This window comes from Aeromonas sp. Y318-1, assembly GCF_027706125.1.
GTDB classification, from domain to species: domain Bacteria; phylum Pseudomonadota; class Gammaproteobacteria; order Enterobacterales; family Aeromonadaceae; genus Aeromonas; species Aeromonas hydrophila.
In genome coordinates this window covers 305,139-325,689 of the sequence record NZ_JAPDCM010000001.1, presented here as the reverse complement: position 1 = coordinate 325,689, position 20,551 = coordinate 305,139, and the positions used below count along the sequence as shown (strand labels likewise).

13 protein-coding genes are annotated in these 20,551 nt (G+C 63.8%); 11 read left to right on the top strand and 2 right to left on the bottom strand.

The window, feature by feature from the left end; translation table 11 throughout:
* The first annotated feature begins 5 nt into the window (after positions 1-5).
* From ssnA to OKB87_RS01320, 10 genes are all read left to right on the top strand, one after another.
* Entirely contained in the window at positions 6-1,334 is a 1,329-nt protein-coding gene (ssnA, locus tag OKB87_RS01365; protein ID WP_270826194.1) for a putative aminohydrolase SsnA, read from the top strand.
* Positions 1,335-1,414: 80 nt separating this feature from the next.
* Positions 1,415-2,191, top strand: coding sequence for a molybdopterin-dependent oxidoreductase FAD-binding subunit (gene ygfM / locus OKB87_RS01360; protein WP_270826193.1), 777 nt, complete (start codon positions 1,415-1,417; stop codon positions 2,189-2,191).
* Positions 2,188-5,085, top strand: a complete 2,898-nt coding sequence (locus OKB87_RS01355) for a molybdopterin-dependent oxidoreductase Mo/Fe-S-binding subunit (RefSeq protein WP_270826192.1) — start codon at positions 2,188-2,190, stop codon at positions 5,083-5,085. The genes ygfM and OKB87_RS01355 overlap by 4 nt, the downstream gene beginning before the upstream one ends.
* 95 nt (positions 5,086-5,180) lie before the next feature.
* Positions 5,181-6,698, top strand: coding sequence for a nucleobase:cation symporter-2 family protein (locus tag OKB87_RS01350; protein ID WP_270826191.1), 1,518 nt, complete (start codon positions 5,181-5,183; stop codon positions 6,696-6,698).
* A gap of 24 nt (positions 6,699-6,722) precedes the next feature.
* Positions 6,723-8,039 (top strand): guanine deaminase, encoded by a 1,317-nt coding sequence (gene guaD / locus OKB87_RS01345; protein WP_016350797.1) that lies wholly within the window; start codon positions 6,723-6,725, stop codon positions 8,037-8,039.
* Between the two features lie 285 nt (positions 8,040-8,324).
* Positions 8,325-9,701 carry an NCS2 family permease gene (locus OKB87_RS01340; protein WP_011706033.1) on the top strand — a complete coding sequence of 459 codons (1,377 nt, stop codon included), beginning with the start codon at positions 8,325-8,327 and terminating at the stop codon, positions 9,699-9,701.
* 330 nt (positions 9,702-10,031) lie between these two features.
* Complete coding sequence (xdhA, locus tag OKB87_RS01335; protein WP_270826190.1) at positions 10,032-12,350, top strand: xanthine dehydrogenase molybdenum-binding subunit XdhA; 2,319 nt, start codon at positions 10,032-10,034, stop codon at positions 12,348-12,350.
* Positions 12,343-13,221: a xanthine dehydrogenase FAD-binding subunit XdhB gene (gene xdhB / locus OKB87_RS01330; protein ID WP_270826189.1), complete on the top strand. Its 879-nt coding sequence runs from the start codon at positions 12,343-12,345 to the stop codon at positions 13,219-13,221. Before xdhA ends, xdhB begins: the two co-directional genes overlap by 8 nt.
* Positions 13,218-13,703, top strand: coding sequence for a xanthine dehydrogenase iron sulfur-binding subunit XdhC (gene xdhC, locus OKB87_RS01325; RefSeq protein WP_065477407.1), 486 nt, complete (start codon positions 13,218-13,220; stop codon positions 13,701-13,703). The genes xdhB and xdhC overlap by 4 nt, the downstream gene beginning before the upstream one ends.
* A 518-nt stretch (positions 13,704-14,221) precedes the next feature.
* Positions 14,222-17,440: an ExeM/NucH family extracellular endonuclease gene (locus OKB87_RS01320; protein ID WP_270826188.1), complete on the top strand. Its 3,219-nt coding sequence runs from the start codon at positions 14,222-14,224 to the stop codon at positions 17,438-17,440.
* Positions 17,441-17,567: 127 nt separating this feature from the next.
* Here the strand turns inward: OKB87_RS01320 and OKB87_RS01315 are convergent, their stop codons facing one another.
* The gene (locus tag OKB87_RS01315; protein ID WP_029300832.1) at positions 17,568-18,113 is read right to left on the bottom strand and encodes a glycine zipper 2TM domain-containing protein; all 546 of its coding nucleotides are present in this window, start codon (positions 18,111-18,113) and stop codon (positions 17,568-17,570) included.
* 507 nt (positions 18,114-18,620) lie between these two features.
* Between OKB87_RS01315 and OKB87_RS01310 the strand changes: the two genes are divergently transcribed.
* Positions 18,621-18,809 (top strand): hypothetical protein, encoded by a 189-nt coding sequence (locus OKB87_RS01310; protein ID WP_017764436.1) that lies wholly within the window; start codon positions 18,621-18,623, stop codon positions 18,807-18,809.
* Positions 18,810-18,869: 60 nt separating this feature from the next.
* On the opposite strand, the gene OKB87_RS01305 is transcribed toward OKB87_RS01310, so the two are convergent.
* Positions 18,870-20,396, bottom strand: coding sequence for a YfcC family protein (locus OKB87_RS01305; protein ID WP_270826187.1), 1,527 nt, complete (start codon positions 20,394-20,396; stop codon positions 18,870-18,872).
* Positions 20,397-20,551 lie beyond the last annotated feature (155 nt).

Below are 20,551 nucleotides of genomic sequence, written 5' to 3'. Positions count from 1 at the left end.
CAACCATGTTTATTCTGAAAAACGTCACCGCCGTCCAGCTGGAGCCGACCCTGGTGCTGGAAGGGGTGGATATCGCTATCGAAGGATCGCTTATCAAAGCGGTGGGGCCCAATCTGCGGGCCCTCTACCCGCAGGCCAACTATCGGGAGATGGGTGGCAAGCTGGTGATGCCGGGCATCGTCTGTGCCCACAACCACTTCTACTCCGGTCTGTCGCGGGGGATCATGGCCAACATAGCCCCCTGTCCGGACTTTATCTCCACCCTGAAAAACCTCTGGTGGCGGCTGGATCGGGCGCTCGATGAAGAGTCCCTCTACTACAGCGGCCTCATCTGCTCGCTGGAAGCGATCAAGAGCGGCTGCAGTGCGGTGATCGACCACCACGCTTCGCCCAACTTCATCAAGGGCTCGCTGAATGTGCTGCGTAAAGGGTTTGTGGAGGCGGGTCTGCGCGGCATGACCTGCTTCGAGACCACGGATCGCAACGGCGGCCTCGCCGAGCTGCAGGCCGGGGTGGAGGAGAACATATTGTTCGCCCAACAGATCGATGCGGCCAAAGCCAAGGGGAACGAACCCTATCTGGTGGAGGCCCATATCGGTGCTCACGCCCCCTTCACCGTACCCGACGAGGGGCTGGCCATGCTGCGCGAAGCGGTGCAGGTCACCGGCCGCGGGCTGCATATCCATGTGGCGGAAGACCGCTACGATATGGCCCACGGTCACCACCACTATGGCAAGGAACCCATCGCCCGGCTGGACGAGTTTGGCCTTGTCGACAGCAAGACCCTGATCGCCCACGGCATCTACCTGAGCCCGGCTGACATCGAACTGCTCAACAGCCGCGATGCCTTCCTGGTGCACAACGCCCGCTCCAACATGAACAACCATGTGGGCTACAACATGCACCTGCCGGAGTATCGCAATCTGGCACTTGGCACCGATGGTATCGGCTCCGACATGCTCGAAGAGCTCAAATTCGCCTACTTCAAACACAAAGATGCCGGCGGAGCGCTCTGGCCCGACAGCTTTGCCCGGTTCCTCTGGAACGGCAACACCCTGTTGGAACGCAATTTCGGCGCAAAATTTGGCCGCTTGGAGCCAGGTTACAAGGCCGACCTCACCATCTGTGATTACGCCGCACCGACCCCGCTGGCACCGCGCAACCTGGGCGGCCATCTTGCCTTTGGCATGGGCTCATCCTCGGTCAACAGCGTGATGGTGGAGGGGCGCATGGTCTATCAGGATCGCGAGTTCGCCTTTGACGTCGAGCCCCTTTATGAGCAGGCCAGCAAGGTGGCGAGCCGCCTGTGGCAACGAATGGACGCGTTGGCCTAAGGCCACCCTCCGCACGTTTGGACTGGATTGCCCGCCCTGTGGATTTTCCCGACGGCGGGCAGCAAGAGTAAGGACGACACATGATTGAGCAATTCTTCCGACCCGAGCAACTGGGTCAGGCTTTGGAACTCAAGGCCCGCTTCGGCAACGACGCCGTCTACATGGGGGGCGGCAGCAAGCTCAACGCCGCGCCGACCCGCACCGACAAGAAGGTCGCCATCTCGCTGGACAAGCTCGGGCTTGGCCAGATTGAGCAGCAGCACGGTCAGCTCCACATCGGCGCCACCGTTACCCTGCAAGCCCTCAAAGACGACCCCCGTACCCCGGCCGCCCTGTGCGAGGCGCTGGGGTTTGTCTACTCCCGCCATCTGCGCAATCAGGCCACCCTCGGCGGCGAAATTGCCTGCCAGCAGCAGGACTCCCCGCTGCTGCCGGTACTGCTGGTGCTCGAAGCCGTGGTGGTGCTGGAGAACAACCAGCTGCAACCCATCGATGCCTACCTGGCCGGTCAGCGCAAGGAGCTGGTGCTGGGGGTGGTGCTGCCGGAGCCCGAGCTGCGCTGCGCCACTCGCCGCATCAGCCGCAACGCCGATGGCCTGGCGGTGATGACTGCTGCGGTGGCCCTCGATGCCCTTGGCGAGATGCGGGTCGCCCTGGCGGGTGTCACGCCGCAACCGATGCGTCTGCGGGACGTGGAGCGTCATGAGCTGCGGGATGCGGCGCTGGAGGCGGCGGTGAGCGCGATGATTGCACCGTGCGCAGATCTCGGTGGCAGCGTGGCCTACAAGCGCTATATCAGCGGCGTGGTGGTGGCGGATCTGCTGGTGGAGTGCCAGCAGCAGGAGGTACAGGCATGATGGAACTCAACTTTACCCTGAACGGTGCCCTGCGCACCGTCATCGCTCCGGCGGGCGAGAATGCCCAGCGGGTGCTGTTCAACCAGTGCCGGATGCACTCGGTGCGCAACAGCGACGACGGCTTCGGCTTTGCCGGCTCCGACGCCATCCTGTTCAACGGCAAGGTGATCAACGCCTCCCTGCTGATCGCCGCCCAGCTGGAGGGGGCGCAGGTGCGCACCGCCGAGTCGCTGGGCAGCTGGAACCAGCTCAGCCTGGTGCAGCAGGCCATGGTGGACGTGGGCGTGGTGCAGTCCGGCTACAACGATCCGGCTGCGGCGCTCATCGTCACCGACCTGCTTGATCGCCATCCCGAACCGACCCGTGATCAAATCGACGATGCCCTCTCGGGTCTCTTTCACCGGGACGGCGGCTACCAGCAGTTCTATCAGGCCATCGAGCTTGCCAGTTCACGGATGAAGGATCCCGATTACCTGTGCCAGATAGCCCCCGAATTTCGTGACGATCTGCGCCACATCGGCAAGAGCTGCCCGAAAGTGGACGCCGCCAAGATGGTGCAGGCCAAGCCCTGCTACGTGGAGGATCGGGTCACCGAGGATGCGCTGGTCATCAAGATGCTGCGCAGCCCCCATCCCCATGCGGTGATCACCAAACTCGACGTGAGCCGCGCCGAAGCCATGGCGGGGGTGGTGCATGTCATCACTCACCTAAACTGCCCGGATATCTACTACACCCCGGGTGGCCAGAGTGCCCCCGAGCCTTCACCGCTCGATCGCCGCATGTTTGGCCGCAAGCTGCGTCACGTGGGGGATCGGGTGGCCGCCGTGGTGGCCGAGAGCGAAGCCATCGCATTGGCCGCGCTCAAACTCATCGAGGTCGAGTATCAGGTGCTGCCGGCGGTCATGAGCATTGACGAGGCGATGGCCCCGAATGCACCGCTGGTGCATGACGAGCCCATCGTCTACATGGCCGGGGCGCCGGCGGATCTGGAGCAGCAGAACGCCTGCTCGGTGCGCCGCGGCGACGAGCACATGATCATCAACTTCCCCATCGGCTCCCGTCCCCACGAGAACCTGGCCGCCAGCGTCCATGGCCAGATCGGTGATGTGGCCAAGGGCTTTGCCGAGGCGGACGAGATTGTCGAGCGCACCTACGAATCGACCCAGGCCCAGCAGTGCCCGACCGAGCCGCACATCTGCTTCACCTATATGGATGGCGATCGTCTGGTCATTCACGCCTCCACCCAGGTGCCGTGGCACGTGCGCCGTCAGGTGGCGCGCATCGTCGGCATGAAGCAGCACCAGGTGCATGTGATCAAGGAGCGGGTAGGGGGCGGCTTTGGCTCCAAGCAGGATATCCTGCTGGAAGAGGTGTGCGCCTGGGCGACCAAGGTGACCGGCCGCCCGGTTACCTTCCGCTACACCCGTGAAGAGGAGTTCATCAGCAACACCTCCCGCCACGTGGCCAAGGTGAAGGTGAAAGTGGGGGCCAAGAAAGATGGCACCATCACCGCCATCGAGATGGATTTTCGCGCCAACACAGGCCCTTACGGCAACCACTCCTTGACGGTGCCGAGCAACGGCCCGGCGCTCTCTTTGCCGCTCTATCCGTGCGAGAACGTGCGCTTTACCGTCAACACCTACTACAGCAACATCTGTCCGACTGGCGCCTATCAGGGTTATGGCGCGCCCAAGGGCAACTTCGCGCTGACCATGGCCATTGCCGAACTTGCCGAGAAACTCGGCATCGATCAGCTCGAGATGGTGGAGCACAACCGGGTGCATGAGGGGGACATCCTCAAGGTGCTGGGTGCCATCGGCGAGGGCAAGATGCCTACCTCGGTGCCCCACGCGGCCAGTTGCGCCCTCGAACCCATCCTCAAGCAGGGTCGCGAGCTGATTGCCTGGGATAGCCCCAAACCCGCCGACGGGGATTGGCGCATCGGCCGTGGCGTCGCCATCATCATGCAAAAATCGGGGATCCCGGACATCGACCAAGCCAACTGCATGGTCAAGCTGGAATCGGACGGCACCTTTATCGTCCACTCCGGTGGCGCCGATATCGGCACCGGCCTCGATACCGTGGTGGCCAAGCTGACCGCCGAAGTGCTGCACTGCCCGCTCGGGGATGTGCACGTCATCTCCGGTGACACCGACCACGCCCTGTTCGACAAGGGGGCCTACGCCTCGTCGGGCACCTGCTTCTCCGGCAACGCGGCCAAGAAGGCGGCCGAGAACCTCAAGGAGAAGATCCTGTTCCACGGTGCCGCCATGCTGGGCGAGCCGGTAGCCGATGTTGAGCTGGCGTTCCCGGGCCTGGTGCGCGGCAAGCTGGGGGAGGTGAGCCTCGCCAAGCTGGCCCACAAGGCCGAGACCGGTACCGGCTTCGGTATCCTGGTGGGCACCGCCAGCTACATCACCTCGGAGCTCGCCTTCCCGTATGGCGCCAACTTCGCCGAGGTGGCGGTCAATGTCAGAACCGGCGAGATCCGGCTCGACAAGTTCTACGCCCTGCTCGACTGCGGCACCCCCATCAACCCGGAGCTGGCGCTCGGCCAGATCTACGGGGCGACCATGCGGGCCATCGGCCACTCATTGACCGAGGAGATCTGCTACGACGGCAAGGGCATCCCGCTCACCCGGGATCTCAAGAGCTATGGCGCGCCCAAGATTGGCGACATTCCGCGCGATTTTCGGGCCTTCCTGGTACCGAGTGACGACAAGGTCGGCCCTTACGGCGCCAAGTCCATCTCGGAGATCGGGGTCAACGGCGCGGCGCCCGCCATCGCCACCGCCATCCACGACGCCTGCGGTGTCTGGCTGCGCAAGTGGCACTTCACGCCGGAGCAGATCCTGCGCGAACTGGGCAAGCTGGAGCAACAAGCGTCGGCATAACAAAAGAAAAGGTGAGGGGCGGGCGCAGGCTCGCCCCCAGCACCTGACAGCGGAATGAGTACTCCGCCCATATTCTGTGTGATGGGACAATCAAGATGTCTAAAACAACACGCAAGCACTCGGACCTGATTTACGCGCTCGAAGACAAACCTCCCTTTTACCAAACCCTGATGGGGGCCGTGACCCACCTGCTGGCCATCTTCGTGCCCATGGTGACGCCGGCCCTCATCGTGGGCGGGGCCCTTGGCCTCTCCACCGAGACCACCGCCTACCTGGTCTCCATGGCGATGATCGCCTCCGGCATCGGCACCTGGCTGCAGGTGAACCGCTACGGCCCCATCGGCTCGGGGCTGCTCTCCATCCAGTCGGTCAACTTCTCCTTCGTCACCGTGATGATCGCGCTTGGCAGCGCCATGAAAAAAGATGGCCTGCACGAGGAGCTGATCGTCTCGACCCTGCTCGGGGTCTCCTTCGTCGGGGCCTTCCTGGTGATGGGCTCCTCCTTCGTGCTGCCCTATCTCAAGCGGGTGATCACCCCCACCGTGAGCGGGGTAGTGGTGCTGATGATTGGCCTGAGCCTCATCAAGGTGGGGATCATCGACTTTGGCGGCGGCTTCTCCGCCATGAGCAGCGGCACCTTCGGCAAATACGAGAACATCGGCCTGGGGCTCTTGGTGCTCTGCGTCATCGTCGCCTTCAACTGCAGCAAAAGCCCTTTGCTTCGCATGAGCGGCATCGCCATCGGCCTGCTGGTGGGCTATGCGGTGGCCCTGATGCTCGGCATGGTGGACTTCTCCGCCCTTGAGAACCTGCCACTCATCACTGTGCCCATCCCGTTCAAGTACGGTTTTTCTTTCGATCTGCACGCCTTCGTGCTGGCCGGCACCATCTATCTGTTGAGCGTGCTGGAGGCGGTGGGGGACATCACCGCCACCGCCATGGTCTCCCACCGGCAGATCCAGGGCCCCGAGTTTCAAAAACGGCTCTCCGGCGGCGTGCTGGCGGACGGCCTGGTGTCGGTGATCGCCTCGGCGCTCGGCTCCCTGCCGCTCACCACCTTTGCCCAGAACAACGGCGTCATCCAGATGACCGGGGTGGCCTCGCGCCACGTGGGCAAGTTCATCGCCGTCATCCTGGTGCTGCTCGGCCTCTTCCCGGTGGTGGGGCGCTTCTTCACCACCATACCGTCGCCGGTAATGGGGGGCGCCATGGTCATCATGTTCTCCATGATCGCCATCGCCGGCGGGCGCATCATCATCAGTCACGGCTTCGATCGGCGCGAAACCCTGATCGTCGCCACCTCGCTCGGGCTGGGGCTTGGGGTCTCCTACGACCCGAACGTGTTCAAGGTGCTGCCGGCGGGGATCTACATGCTGGTTGAGAACCCCATCTGCGCTGGCGGCATCACCGCCATCATCATGAATCTGGTGTTGCCGCAAAGCCGCAAGCGCAAGGCGGCCGCCAATGCCGCCGAGGCGGTGGAGCTGATCCAGCTGAGCGACAAGCCCGACACCCGTTTTGCCACCCGGCCCGCTCCGTCGGCCACCGCCCGCCAACAGGGGCTGGCAACGGACGAGGCCCAGGTACGCGCCCCGCAAGTGGATCGCGGCTAACGAACAACAAGAGGGAATTGAGAGATGAAAAACGACAACTCCGTCAAGGCGGTGCGCGGCAGCTTCTTTGACATCACCCGGGTGGTGAGCCAGCCCGAGGAGATAGAGCCCAATGCCCGCCTCATCGAAGACGGCCTGCTGATCATCCGCAACGGCTGCATCGACTGGTTCGGCCAGTGGGAGGAGGGCCGTGATCGCATTCCAGCCCAGGTGCGGGTGCGCGACTATCGCGGCAAGATGATAGTGCCCGGCTTCGTCGACACCCACATCCACTACCCGCAAAGCGAGATGGTGGGGGCCTATGGCGAGCAGCTGCTGGAGTGGCTCAACCGCCATACCTTCCCGGCCGAGCGGCGCTACAACGATCTCGAGTATGCCCGCGAGATGTCCACCTTCTTCATCAAGCAGTTGCTGCGAAACGGCACCACCACGGCGCTGGTGTTTGGCACCGTCCACCCCGAATCGGTGGATGCTCTGTTCGAGGCGGCCAGCCGCATCAACATGCGGATGATCGCCGGCAAGGTGATGATGGATCGCAACGCGCCCGATTATCTGCTCGATACTGCCGAGAGCAGTTATGAACAGAGCAAGGCGCTCATCGAGCGCTGGCACGGCAATGGCCGCTTGCTCTACGCCATCACGCCGCGCTTTGCCCCCACCTCGACCCCGGCGCAGCTGGCGATGGCGAGGCGACTGCGCGAAGAGTACCCGACCACCTATCTGCACACCCACCTGTGTGAGAACAAGGACGAGATAGCCTGGGTCAAATCCCTCTTCCCAGAGCATCAGGGCTATCTCGACGTCTATCACCAGCACGGGCTCACCGGCCACAACTGCGTGTTTGCCCACTGCGTTCATCTGGAGGAGCAGGAGTGGGATTGCCTGAAGGAGACCGGCTCCACCATCGCCTTCTGCCCCACCTCCAACCTCTATCTGGGCAGTGGCCTCTTCAAGCTGCACAAGGCGTGGCACAAGCAGGTGAAGGTGGGGATGGGCACCGACATCGGCGCCGGCACCACCTTCAACATGCTGCAGACCCTCAACGAGGCCTACAAGGTGATGCAGTTGCAGGGCGAGCGGCTCTCGGCCTATCAGGCCTTCTACCTGGCCACCCTGGGCGGCGCCCATGCGCTGGGGCTGGACGAGCAGATCGGCAGCTTCGCGGTGGGCAAGGAGGCGGACTTCGTGGTGCTCGACCCGGTCGCCACCCCGTTGCAGCAGCTGCGCTACGACAACTCCACCACCTTGCGCGACAAGCTGTTCGTGCTGCTGACCCTGGGGGATGACAGATCCATCTATCGCACCTACGTGGATGGTCAGCTGGTGCACGAGCGGGGCTGATCCGGTTTTCAAAGCAGAGGGGCGGGCATGCTCGCCCCGGGAACACGGCAGCAGGGACCAGCGTGGTGCCTGCGCCGCACGACAGGCGAGGCGCTTGCCCCGCCACAGCAGGTGAAATGGCCCGGTTTTTTTAGACGGCAAGTCAAACGTTTGCCTTGCCTGCCAACCCCATGATGCCGGCGACCGTGGCAGCAGAGATCCACGGCACCGACCGCCATTTCGTCACGACACATTCAGGGATGCAGGAAGGAGTCGGCCATGAGCCAGACAAGCAGGATAAACGAGATGGACGGGGCAGTTGCGGACAAGGGGGCGGCGGCGGGACGACAGCCCGCCGGCGGCGCGCTTGATCGCTACTTCATGATCAGCGAGCGGGGCAGCAATGTGCGCCAGGAGGTGCTGGCGGGGCTCACCACCTTCCTCGCCATGGTCTATTCGGTGATCGTGGTGCCCAGCATGCTCGGCAAGGCGGGCTTTCCCCCCGGCGCCGTGTTCGTGGCCACCTGTCTGGTGGCGGGCTTTGGTTCGCTGCTGATGGGGCTCTGGGCCAAGCTGCCGATGGCCATCGGCTGCGCCATCTCGCTCACCGCCTTTACCGCTTTCAGCCTGGTGCTGGGGCAGCAGATCTCCATCCCGGTGGCGCTCGGCGCCGTCTTTCTGATGGGGGTGCTGTTTACCGCCATCTCGGTGACCGGGGTGCGCAGCTGGATCCTCGACAACCTGCCGATGGGGATCGCCCACGGCACCGGCATCGGCATCGGGCTCTTCCTGCTGCTGATCGCCGCCAACGGGGTGGGGCTGGTGATCAAGAACCCGCTGGAGGGGCTGCCGGTGGCGCTGGGGGCTTTTACCTCCATGCCGGTCATCATGTCCCTCATCGGGCTGGCGGTCATCGTCGGGCTGGAGAAGCTCAAGGTGCCGGGCGGGATCCTGCTGGTGATCATCGCCATCTCCATTTTCGGCCTCATCTTCGATCCGGCGGTCAAGTACCAGGGACTGTTCGCCATGCCGAGCCTCGCCGACGAGCAGGGCAAGTCCCTCATCTTCAGCCTGGATATCATGGGGGCGCTCTCGCCGCTGGTGCTGCCAAGCGTGCTGGCGCTGGTGATGACGGCGGTGTTTGATGCCACCGGCACCATTCGCGCGGTAGCGGGGCAGGCCAACCTGCTGGACAAGGATGGCCACATCATCAACAGCGGCAAGGCGCTAAGCGCCGACTCCATCAGCAGCATCTTCTCCGGTCTGGTGGGGGCCGCGCCGGCCGCCGTCTACATCGAATCGGCGGCGGGCACGGCGGCAGGCGGCAAGACCGGCCTTACCGCCACCGTGGTGGGGGTCTTGTTCCTGCTGATGTTGTTCCTCTCGCCGCTCTCCTACCTGGTGCCGGCCTATGCCACGGCGCCGGCCCTGATGTACGTGGGACTCTTGATGCTGAGCAACGTCGCCCGGCTTGACTTCGATGACTTCGTCGGGGCCATGTCCGGCCTGCTGTGCGCCGTCTTCATCGTGCTCACCTGCAACATCGTCACCGGCATCATGCTGGGCTTCAGTGCCCTGGTGATCGGCCGCATCTGCTCGAAGGAGTGGCGCAAGCTCAACGTCGGCACCGTCATCATCGCCCTGGCGCTGGTGCTCTTCTACGCCGGCGGCTGGGCCATCTAGTCCGCATCGCGTCCTTCTCTATCGCGGGGCCAGCCTCTCTTGGCCGGCCCCACCCTTCAAACCGAACTCATACCATTTTGATAACGGGGCTTACCAGATTGATAACGCCGCTCGGCACTGGCGCCGCCGAGTCCTCCATGGGCTGCTGCTCCGGAACCGGTCACGGCCATGACGGAGCGCCTGATGGGCGCCGGATGGGATCTTCTTCACACTTCTTCCCTTTGCTCGCCGCCTTTGCCCCCCGGTTGGCCCGACGTGCCGGAAACGGGCGCATATCTTGCTGTTTTTTATACCGGTTCTGATTTTTTCTGCCTGACAAAGGACTTGCATATGTCCATAGGATTACCGCTCAAGCGGGTGGATGCCGAGGCCAAGGTGACCGGCAGCGCCCGCTACACCGACGACAACATCATGCTCGGCATGCGCCACGCCAAGTACGTGCGAAGCTCCATCGCCCACGGCAAGGTGCTCACCATCGATGCCAGCGAGGCGCTGGCCCTGCACGGGGTCGAAGCCGTGTTCACCCACGAGGATGTGCCCACCACCTGCTTTCGCACCGCCGGTCACGCCTGGTCCCTCGATGAGACCAAGCGTGACGTGAAAGACCGGCGCCTGCTCACCGACCATGTGCGCCACTTCGGCGATGGCGTCGCCATCGTGGTGGCCCGTGATCCCCTGGTCGCCGAGAAGGCCGCCGCCCTGGTCAAGGTGACCTACGAGCCGCTGCCGGTGATGACGGATGCGGCCAGCGCCCTGGCCGAGGGGGCCTGTCCCATCCACCCGACCGGCAACCTGCTGCGCCAGAGCCAGATCCGGGCGGGAGAGCCGGAGCAGGCCATCGCCGCGGCCGACTTGCAGTTCAAGGGGCACTACCAGACGCCGGTGGTGCAGCACTGCCACCTGGAGACGGTGACCTGCTACGCCTACATGGATCAGCCGGACCACATCATCGTCGTCACCAGCACCCAGATCCCCCAGATTGTGCGCAGCCGGGTGGCCAAATCCCTCGGCCTGCCCTGGTCCAGCGTGCGGGTGATCAAGCCCTACATGGGCGGCGGTTTTGGCAACAAGCAGGATGTGCTGGAAGAGCCGATGGCTGCGTTTCTGAGCTACCAGCTCGGCGGCGTGCCGGTCAAGGTGACCCTGAGCCGGGAGGAGTGCTTCTTTGCATCCCGCACCCGCCACGGCTTTGCCATCGACGGCACCCTCGGCATCAACCGGGATGGCACCCTCAAGGGGTATCAGCTGGACGTGCTCTCCAACACCGGCGGCTATGCCTCCCACGGCCACTCCATCGCCAGCGCCGGCGCCAACAAGATAAGCTACCTCTATCCGCGCAGTGCCTTTGGCTATGACGCCAAAACCTTCTACAGCAACCTGCCCACCGCCGGTGCCATGCGCGGTTACGGCGCGCCCCAGGTGGTGTTTGCCCTCGAGTGCATGCTGGACGATGCCTGCGCCGAGCTGGGTCTGGATCCGCTTGCGGTGCGCATCGCCAACGTGGCCCGCGAGGGGGATGTCAATCAGGTCAACCAGAAGACCATCTACAGCGCCGGCTTGCCCGAGTGTCTGCGCCGGGGCGGCGAGCAGTTCCAGTGGGAGCGGCTCAAGGCCGAATGTCTGGCGCAGGATCCGGCGAGCCGGGTGCGGCGCGGCATCGGGGTGGCCTGTTTCAGTTACGGCTCCAACACCTATCCGGTGGGGGTCGAAATTGCCGGCGCCCGCATGCTGCTCAACCAGGATGGCACCGTCAATCTGCAGATCGGCGCCACCGAGATAGGGCAGGGGTCGGACACCGTCTTTGCCCAGATGGCGGCCCAGACCTTGGGCATTCCGTTTGAGCAGATCCGGGTCATCTCGACCCAGGATACCGACATCACCGCCTACGATCCGGGTTCGTTCGCCTCGCGCCAGAGCTATGTGGCGGCCCCCGCCATCCATCAGGCGGCGCTGCAGTTGCGGGCGCGCATTTTGTCGCTGGCGGCCCAGCTCTGTCATCAGGATGTGGGGTCGCTGACCCTGATCGACGGCTACGTGGTGCTGGCTGGCGCACCGGACAAGGTGCTCATCAGCGTCGCCGAGGTGTCGGTCAACGCCTATTACCACCTCACCATCGGCGGCCAGATCACCTCGGAGGTCTCCCACAAGACCACCACCAACCCGCCCAGTTTTGGCTGCACCTTCGTCGATCTCAGCGTCGATATCGATCTCTGCAAGGTGACCATCAACCGCATCCTCAACCTGCACGATGCCGGCAAGATCCTCAACCCGCAGCTGGCGGAGGGGCAGGTGCACGGCGGCATGGGGATGGGGATCGGCTGGTCTCTGTTCGAGGAGATGATCATCGACGCCAAGACCGGCGTGGTGCGCAACCCCAACCTGCTCGACTACAAGTTTCCCACCATGCTGGATTTGCCAGAGCTTGAATGCGACTTCGTGCAGACCTACGAGCCCCAGTCGGTCTATGGCCACAAATCCCTGGGGGAACCGCCCATCATCTCGCCGGGCCCCGCCATCCGTAACGCCATTCGCATGGCGACCGGGGTGGCCATCAACGAGCTGCCCATCACCCCCAAGACCCTGTTCCGGGAGTTTGTCGCGGCGGGTCTGATTGGTGAGGGAGCAGGGGAGGAGCAACACCATGTTTGATATTGCCCGTTACTACAAGGCCCACAGCGTGGCCGAGGCGGTTGCCCTGCGCCAGGCCGACCCCGAGGCGCGCCTCTTGGCCGGTGGCACCGATGTGATGATCCAGCTGCATCACCTCAACGCCGCCTATCGCCATATCGTCGATATTCACGACTTGCCCGAACTCAAGGGGGTAAGCGAGCTGGCTGACGGCGTTATTCGCATCGGCTCTGGCACCACCTTTACCGAGCTCATCGAAAACGAGCTGGTGCAGCGCCGCCTGCCGATGCTGGCCGAAGCCGCCGCTACCATCGCCGGCCCGCAGATCCGCAACGTCGCCACCTATGGCGGCAACATCTGCAACGGCGCCACCAGTGCCGACTCGGCGGCGCCGACTGTCGCGCTGGAAGCCGAGCTGGAAATTGCCGGCCCTGATGGCACGCGCCGCATCCCCATCGCCGGCTTTCACACCGGCCCTGGCAAGGTGGCACTGCAACCGGCGGAAATCCTGGTGGCGTTTCACTTTGCCCCGGACGCGCACCCGCATGCGGGCTCCCACTACTTCAAGTATGCCATGCGGGGTGCCATGGATATCGCCACCATCGGCTGCGCCGCCTACTGCCAGATTGAGGATGGCCACTTCAAGCGCCTGCGGCTGGCCTACGGGGTGGCGGCCCCAACGCCGGTGCGCACCCCGCACGCGGAAGCGGCGGCCGAGGGGCAACCCCTGACTCGTGCCACACTGGCAGCCATTGTCGAGGCTGTAGTGGCCGATGTGGCGCCGCGATCCTCCTGGCGGGCAGACAAAGAGTTTCGCCTGCACCTGATCAAAACCCTGGCGCAGCGGGTGATCACCTGCGCCGTCGAACGTGCCGGAGGCAAGATCCTATGATGCAACCGCAAAGCTGCCCCACTGTTGCGATCCAGTGCGAGATCAACGGCAAACCCTACTCCTATGCTGTGTCGCCCACCATGTCGCTGCTTCACTTCCTGCGTGGGCAGGGGCTGATCAGCGTAAAAGAGGGATGCAGTGTCGGTGAGTGCGGCGCCTGCACCGTGCGGGTGGATGGCACGGCGATCGACAGCTGCCTCTATCTGGCGGTGTGGGCCGATGGCAAATCCATTCGCACCGTGGAGGGGGAGCGGCAGGGCAATGAGCTCTCCGACGTGCAGCAGGCCTTTATCGACGAGGGGGCGGTGCAGTGCGGTTTTTGCACGCCGGGCCTCGTGATGGCGAGCGCCGCCCTGCTCGACAAGACCGAGCGCCGTCCGCTGACCGACGCGGAGATCCGCCGCGGGCTGTCGGGGAATCTGTGCCGCTGCACCGGTTATCAGAACGTGGTGCGGGCAGTGAAGAAGTGCTGCAAGGGGTGACGGGGTCGCCCATCGATTAGCCTCGCAAACCGTGTTCGGCAGCGAGGTGATTGCGCATGAAATAGGCCGAGAGGTTATTTTCATTCGGCCGCTCAAGCGCGCATCCCGTTATTTCGGGCGGGCAGTGGGGGGCACCTATCCCGTGTCGTCCACCTGCTCGCCTCAATAATAAACAGGCGGCAGCCGCTGGGTGGCAAGCGACTGTTTTTACGCGATATGTCAGCTTGTGTCGCCATCTTGTGCGCCGCCTTTGCCTATTGGCGGCAGCAAATACCGGTGGGCGGGAAATAACGGAAAATAGTGGCAAGGGGTCTGAAAAAAGCTCCCTTTTTTGTCACGTGGTCGCAACATTTTTCTGTAATTGTTAGCCAGCTCGCGGCGACCCTTCGCGCAAACGGGCAGAGTAGGCGCCATGGTCGGCGAAGGCCGCCATGATGCGCAATCAGGGTTGTAATCAGGTGCTGCGGCCCGTCTGGCGGGGCGCAAAACATAACATCAAAAAGAAAAAGGAAACTGGCATGTCAGGAAGACACTCTCTGGTAGCGCTGGCCGTCGGGCTGGCGCTGGCGGGACCGGCACAGGCACAGCTGCTCATCAGCGAATACCTGGAAGGCTCGGGCAACAACAAGGCGGTGGAGCTGAGCAACCTCGGCAGCGACCTCGTCGACCTCTCCCAATATCGGTTGGCGCTCTACGCCAACGGCAAACCCATCAGCGAATCACCCACCAACAGCCTGACGCTGCAAGGTACGCTGGCCCCGGGCGCCACCCTGGTGCTGGCCAACCCCTCCGCCAGCAGCGAGATCCTGGCCAAGGCCAACCGCACCAGCGGCAACCTGGTGTTCAACGGTGACGACGCCCTGGTGCTCTATCGCGGCAGCGAGATAGTGGACAGCTTCGGCCAGGTGGGGGTGGATCCGGGCACGGCCTGGGTGTCGGGCGGCGTCTCGACCCTGGACATGACCCTGCGCCGCAAGGCCACCGTCACCACGGGCCGGGCTGATGCAACCGCCCCCTTCGATCCGGCGCTGGAATACGTGGCGGCCCCGAAAGATGACGCCAGCGGTCTGGGCTGCAGTGGCGATGGTCCCTGCGATGGCACCCAGCCGCCTGCCTTCGTCTGCCCGGTGGACAGCCTGGTGCCGGTGCCCGCCATTCAGGGCCCGGGCACCAGCAGCCCGCTGGTGCCGGCCGGCAAGTTCGAATCGGAACAGGCCTACGCCACCCGCGGCGTGGTGACCCAGGTAGTGAGCGGCCTCTACAAGGGCTTCTTTATTCAAGATGAGCAGGGGGATGGCGATCCGGCCACCTCCGACGGCCTCTTCGTCTACAGCACCAAGGCCAACGCCGCCATCGTGCCGGGGGCCGAAGTGTGCGTCTCTGGCAAGGTGAAGGAGTATTTCAACCAGACCCAGCTCAATGCCGACGAGCTGGTGGTGACCCGGCCGCTGGGGGCCATCCCGGCCGCAGTGGATCTGCTGCCGGTGGCGGGCGAGAGCCTGAGCCAGCTGCTGGAGCGTCACGAGGGGATGCAGGTACGGTTGGTGCCGGGCTCCAGCCTGGTGGTGACCCGCAACTTCAGCTTCGATTACGACGGCAAGCGCAACAACCTGGTGCTGGCCTATGGCGCACCGCTCATCAAGTCGACCCAAAAATTTGCCGCCATGAGCCAGGAGGCGAGCAACTGGGCCCTGCGCAACCAGCAGAACCAGCTGGTGGTGGAGACCGACGCCAAGGCGCCGGACGGCGTGCTGCCCTGGTTCCCCGGCTTCAACGCCGAGGATGGTTACCTGCGCATCGGCGACAAGCTCAACGGGCTGGAGGGGGCGCTTGGCTACTCCTACAACCTGTTCCGACTGGTGGCCAGCAACCGCATTGACGCGAGCCAGATAGATCACAGCGGCTGGGATCGGGTGGAAACCCCCGAGCTCGCCGAGGCGGGGGATCTGCGGGTCGCCAGCTTCAACGTGCTCAACTTCTTCACCACTGTGGTGGGGGGCGATGCCAACCCCACCGGCAGCAACCGGGGCGCCCTGACGGTGGCGGAGTTCGAGCTGCAGCGCACCAAGATCGTCAGCGCCATCACCCGCCTCAATGCCGACGTGGTGGGGCTGATGGAGATCGAGAACAACGGCTACGGCGACAACTCCGCCATCGCCAACCTGGTGGCGGCCTTGAACGTCGCCCAGCCGGATGAGGCGGATCACTACCGCTGGATTGCCTCGCCGGATGGCAAGCCGATTGGCACCGACGCCATCACGGTGGGGCTCATCTACCGACCCGCCAAGGTGACCCCGGAGGGGGCTGCCAGCCTCATCGCGCTGCCGGTGCAGCAGGCTGAGGCGGTGGATGCCAGCGGCAAGCCGGTGACCATCAATCAGGGGATGCGCGAGTCACTGGTGCAGCGCTTCAGCTCGCCCAAGGGGGATGCGCCGCTGACTCTGGTGGTCAACCATCTCAAGTCCAAGGGTTCCGCCTGCTTCGAGGATTACCCCGACTACGCTACTGCCGATCCGCTGGATGGCCAGGGCCACTGCAATGCGCTGCGGGTTTCCGCCGCCAAGGTGCTGGGGGAACATCTCAAGGATTTGGCCGGGGATCTGCTGCTCATCGGCGACATGAACGCCTACGGCATGGAGGATCCCATCCGGGTGCTGACCGACTATGATCCGGCCGCTCAGGCGCGCCAGATCATGAGCGCCTCCTTCACCACTCTGGCGGGTCAGCCCTTCGAGGAGAGCGGTAGTGCCCTGGGCAAGGGGTATGGCCTTACCAACCTCAACACCCGCTTCCACGGCACCGACACCTACTCCTACAGCTACGAAGGGGAGCTCGGCAATCTGGATCACGCCCTGGCAAACCCGAGCCTCGCGGCCAAGGTGATCGGCATCGAGGATTGGCACATCAACTCCGCCGAGAGCAACTTCTTCGAGTACGGCAGCAAGTACAGCGGCCAGCTGGCGAAATCCGAAGGGCCCTTCAGCGCCTCGGATCACGATCCGGTGCTGGTGGCCATCCAGTATCCGCTGCCGCCCGCCGGGGTATTGAGCCTCGATAGCGCCGCTGCCAACGTGGAGGAGGGCAACACCCTGTCCCTGAGCGTGGCGCGCCGCGACGGCAGCTATGGGGAGGCCAGCGTGAGTTATCGCATTGCCTACGGCAGCGCCGATGCCAACGACGTGGCGCCGCTCACCGGCACCTTGCACTGGGCCGCCGGACAGAGCGACAGCCAGACCATCAGCATCCCGGTGAAGAGCGACACCCTGCGCGAAGGGGACGAGACCTTTACCCTGGAGCTGTTTGACCCGAGTGGCGCGACCCTGGGCGAGCAGCACCAGACCCTGGTGACCATCAAGGACAAGCTGGCGCCGTCCACCATCTCGCTGGCGCGCGCCAGCATGACGGTGAACGAGGGGCAGTGGTTTGCCGAGATCCCGCTGGTGCGCAGCGGCGATCTGAGCAAGCCGGCCCAGGCCCGGGTGGCCCTTGACGGGGTCACGGCGCGCTGGGGACTGGATTTCCTGCCCTGGTTCGGTCAATCGGTGAGCTGGGCCGCGGGCGAGGGGGGCAGCAAGTCGGTCAAGGTGCTGATCATCGATGACTGGTTTGTCGAGCCGACCGAGCAGTTCAAGGTGAGCCTGGCGGCGCTGCAGGGTGCTCAACCGGGCAACCTGCAGGAGACCCGGGTCGACATTCTGGACAACGACAAGTCCTGGTGGCCCTTCGGTCGCCACTGAGGATGACTTCTCAATATGAAAAGGGGCCTGCGGGCCCCTTTCTGTTGTTTCTGTTGTCGGCCAAGAGCGCTAAAAACAGCGAGGCCCATCACCAGGATGGGCCTCTGAGCTGGACAAGCCGACGGGATCAGGTGCCGCTCTGGGGGCCGTCGATCACCAGCTTGCCATCCTTGACCGGGATGGTGGCGCCGGGGGCCTTGTTCATGCGGATCACCCCTTCCTGACCGGCGAGGCGATAGGTGACGTCATAGCCCAGGGTACGGGTGCTGCTCTCCTGCACCGTCTTGCAACGCTGCTCGGTGGTGGTGTAGGTATCACCGGCCTGCATGTTGCCCTGTACCTGATTGCCGGCATAGCCACCCGCCACGGCGCCTGCGGCGGTCGCCACCTTCTTGCCGTTGCCGCCGCCGAACTGGTTGCCGAGCACGCCGCCCAGTGCCGCGCCGACCACGGTACCCAGGATCTTGTGCTCGTCCTGCACCGGTTTGCGGTGGGTCACGCTGACGTTGCGACACTCCTGACGGGGGGTCTTGATGGTCTCGGTCACCGCTTTGCTGGCCAGCACTTCGGCGAACTGAGGCTGTGATGAAAACAGGGATCCGCTGGCGGCGGCTGACAAGGCCAGCGCAGAGGCCACACCGATCCCGACTCCTGCCAACATGGATTTGTTCATTTTCTCTTCTCCTCAAATGCATCACGGGATGCGTCTCTTGCTTGCGGTCATCTTGGCACAAGGGCAAGGAGGCACAAGGCAACGCCGGTGCGGGCACGACAGCCCCTGACTGCACCGAAAAGAGCCTCGTCAAAAAGGTGTCGGGCTTTGGCGACAAGGGGCGGGGGGGAAGGCAGCAAACGCGATCTGCGAGTGGCATTTTGCGATTCAGCTGGGCCTATTTTCCCATTTTGCGCCAATCTGCTGCCACCACCGGCTGGCGCAGTGGCAAACAAGGGGGGCCTAGTCGTCAACAAGGGCCAGTCAGGGCGCGCCAACCGCTTGATTAATCATTGTTGCCAGGATGGCTGGCGGCCGATAACAGATCACGGCAAGCATTATGCTTGCTCTGTTGGCAGAGAGGATCAATCGCGCGTCTCTTGCGGCTCGCACCCATGTGAGCCGGCAGACGCCACCCGCAGTCAGGCCAGATTCGGCTGCGGTCATCCGGTCAGCAAGGGGGTTCATATGTCGATGCTGCCAAGATGGATACAACCGGCCGTGCAGGCCGGCATCATCACCCGGGAACAAGCCCAGCGGCTGCTGGACTCCCTCTATCAACCTCTCTGTGAGACGGCGCAGGAGCTGCCCGCCGACCTTGCCGACATCAGCCTCAAGCTCTTCTGTTTTCGCCAGCAGCACAGGGTGCGCCACTAGTCCCCCCAGATCTGCGCCCTGGGTAAGGCATGACCCCCGCCGGGGCGGGGGCCATGTGCCCTAGATCAGCATCACTTGCGCCACCAGCATCAGGGCGCCGAAACCCAGCACGAAGCCCACCATGGGCAGCACGAACCTGACCCACTGGTTGAACTGGATGCCGAGCATCTGCAGGGTGACCAGCACCAGTCCGGTGGGGGCCAAGAACAGCATGGCGTACTGCCCCCAGTTGTAGGCCGACACCACTATGTAGCGCGGGATCATCACGGTATCCGCCAGCGGTGCCATGATGGGCATGGAGAGCACCGCCAGCCCCGAGGAGGAGGGCACCACCAGCCCCAGCAGGGTGAACACCAGCATCTGGGCCACCGCAAACACGGCGCCGTGCATGCCGGCCACCAGACTGGAGGCATAGGCCAGGATGGTGTCCGAGATCATCCCCTGATCCAGCACCAGATTTACCCCCCGCGCCAGCCCGATGATGAGCGACACCGCCACCAGTTCCGATGCCCCCTGGGTGAAGGCCTCGACCGCCTCTTTCTCCCTGAGGCCGGAGATAAAGATGATGACGATGGCGACGGCCAGGAAGGAGGCCGCCATCTGCGGGAACCACCAGCCAGCCATGGAGACGCCCCACACCATCAGGGGGAAGGCGAGGATGAACAGGGTCAGGATGATCTTGCGGCGCAGGGTGAAGGGGACCCCTTCATCGAGGGCACCCTCTTTCAGGAAGCGGGCCCGGAAGCTCTCTCTGTCCTCATAGGTGTAGGAGAAGGCCGGGTTGGCCTTGATCTTCTTGCAGTACCAGTAGAGATAACCGATCACCACCAGGGTGCCCACCAGACAGCCGACGGCGCGAACGCTCAGCCCCTCGGTAAAGGGGATGCCGGCGGCGTTGGAGGCGATCACCACCGAGAAGGGGTTGATGGTGGAGAAGGTGGTGCCCATGGAGGCGGCAAGGAAGATGGCCCCCACGCAGACGATGGCGTCATAGCCGAGTGCCAGAAAGATGGGCACCAGGATGGGATAGAAGGCGACCGCCTCCTCCTCCAGCCCGCAGGTGGTGCCCCCCAGCGCCATTACCAAGCAGACCAGCGCCACAAACAGGAACTCGTTGCCGCGGGTCTTGTGCGACAGCGCCACCAGCCCGGCGTTGAAGGCCCCCGTCTTGTTGATGACGCCGATCAGCCCCCCCAGCACCAGGATGAAGACGATGATGTCGGCCCCCTCTATGGTGCCCTTGACCATGCTCACCGCCACGTCGGAGAGTCCCTTCGGTGCCTGGGCCAGCCGCTCATAGGTACCGGGGATGGCAATGGGCTTGCGGATGGTGCCGTTGACGAACTGCTCCACCCCGATATTGATGTCGAGCCTGGTCAGCTCATCCTGAGTGGCGGGCACGCGCCGGGTTTCCCCTTGCGGCGTATTGATGGTCAGCATATGGCTGGCGGCATTATAAGAGAGCTTGGCATAGGCGCCCGCCGGAATTATCCAGGTGAGGGCGATGGCCAACAACATGATCAAAAACAAAATGGTAAACGCGGTGGGAAATTGTCTGCGGGTTTTGGTATTCGGCTCGGCACACATAAAATGCTCCTCAATAAAGCAGGTTCGGGCTCGGCGGAATATCGGGTCGATAGGGTTCCTTCGTCATGCAGCGGGCGTGCGCAAACTCACTGGTTGTGGCGCATCGTATGGCGAGAAATCTGGCCTGATATTGAAAATCCGGTAGATTGTTTCAT

Bases quoted from the DNA above. Each gene is read 5' to 3' on its own strand.
- ssnA (WP_270826194.1), top strand. From the start codon at position 6: ATGTTTATTCTGAAAAACGTCACCGCCGTCCAGCTGGAGCCGACCCTG.
- ygfM (WP_270826193.1), top strand. From the start codon at position 1,415: ATGATTGAGCAATTCTTCCGACCCGAGCAACTGGGTCAGGCTTTGGAA.
- OKB87_RS01355 (WP_270826192.1), top strand. From the start codon at position 2,188: ATGATGGAACTCAACTTTACCCTGAACGGTGCCCTGCGCACCGTCATC.
- OKB87_RS01350 (WP_270826191.1), top strand. From the start codon at position 5,181: ATGTCTAAAACAACACGCAAGCACTCGGACCTGATTTACGCGCTCGAA.
- guaD (WP_016350797.1), top strand. From the start codon at position 6,723: ATGAAAAACGACAACTCCGTCAAGGCGGTGCGCGGCAGCTTCTTTGAC.
- OKB87_RS01340 (WP_011706033.1), top strand. From the start codon at position 8,325: ATGGACGGGGCAGTTGCGGACAAGGGGGCGGCGGCGGGACGACAGCCC.
- xdhA (WP_270826190.1), top strand. From the start codon at position 10,032: ATGTCCATAGGATTACCGCTCAAGCGGGTGGATGCCGAGGCCAAGGTG.
- xdhB (WP_270826189.1), top strand. From the start codon at position 12,343: ATGTTTGATATTGCCCGTTACTACAAGGCCCACAGCGTGGCCGAGGCG.
- xdhC (WP_065477407.1), top strand. From the start codon at position 13,218: ATGATGCAACCGCAAAGCTGCCCCACTGTTGCGATCCAGTGCGAGATC.
- OKB87_RS01320 (WP_270826188.1), top strand. From the start codon at position 14,222: ATGTCAGGAAGACACTCTCTGGTAGCGCTGGCCGTCGGGCTGGCGCTG.
- OKB87_RS01315 (WP_029300832.1), bottom strand. From the start codon at position 18,113: ATGAACAAATCCATGTTGGCAGGAGTCGGGATCGGTGTGGCCTCTGCG.
- OKB87_RS01310 (WP_017764436.1), top strand. From the start codon at position 18,621: ATGTCGATGCTGCCAAGATGGATACAACCGGCCGTGCAGGCCGGCATC.
- OKB87_RS01305 (WP_270826187.1), bottom strand. From the start codon at position 20,396: ATGTGTGCCGAGCCGAATACCAAAACCCGCAGACAATTTCCCACCGCG.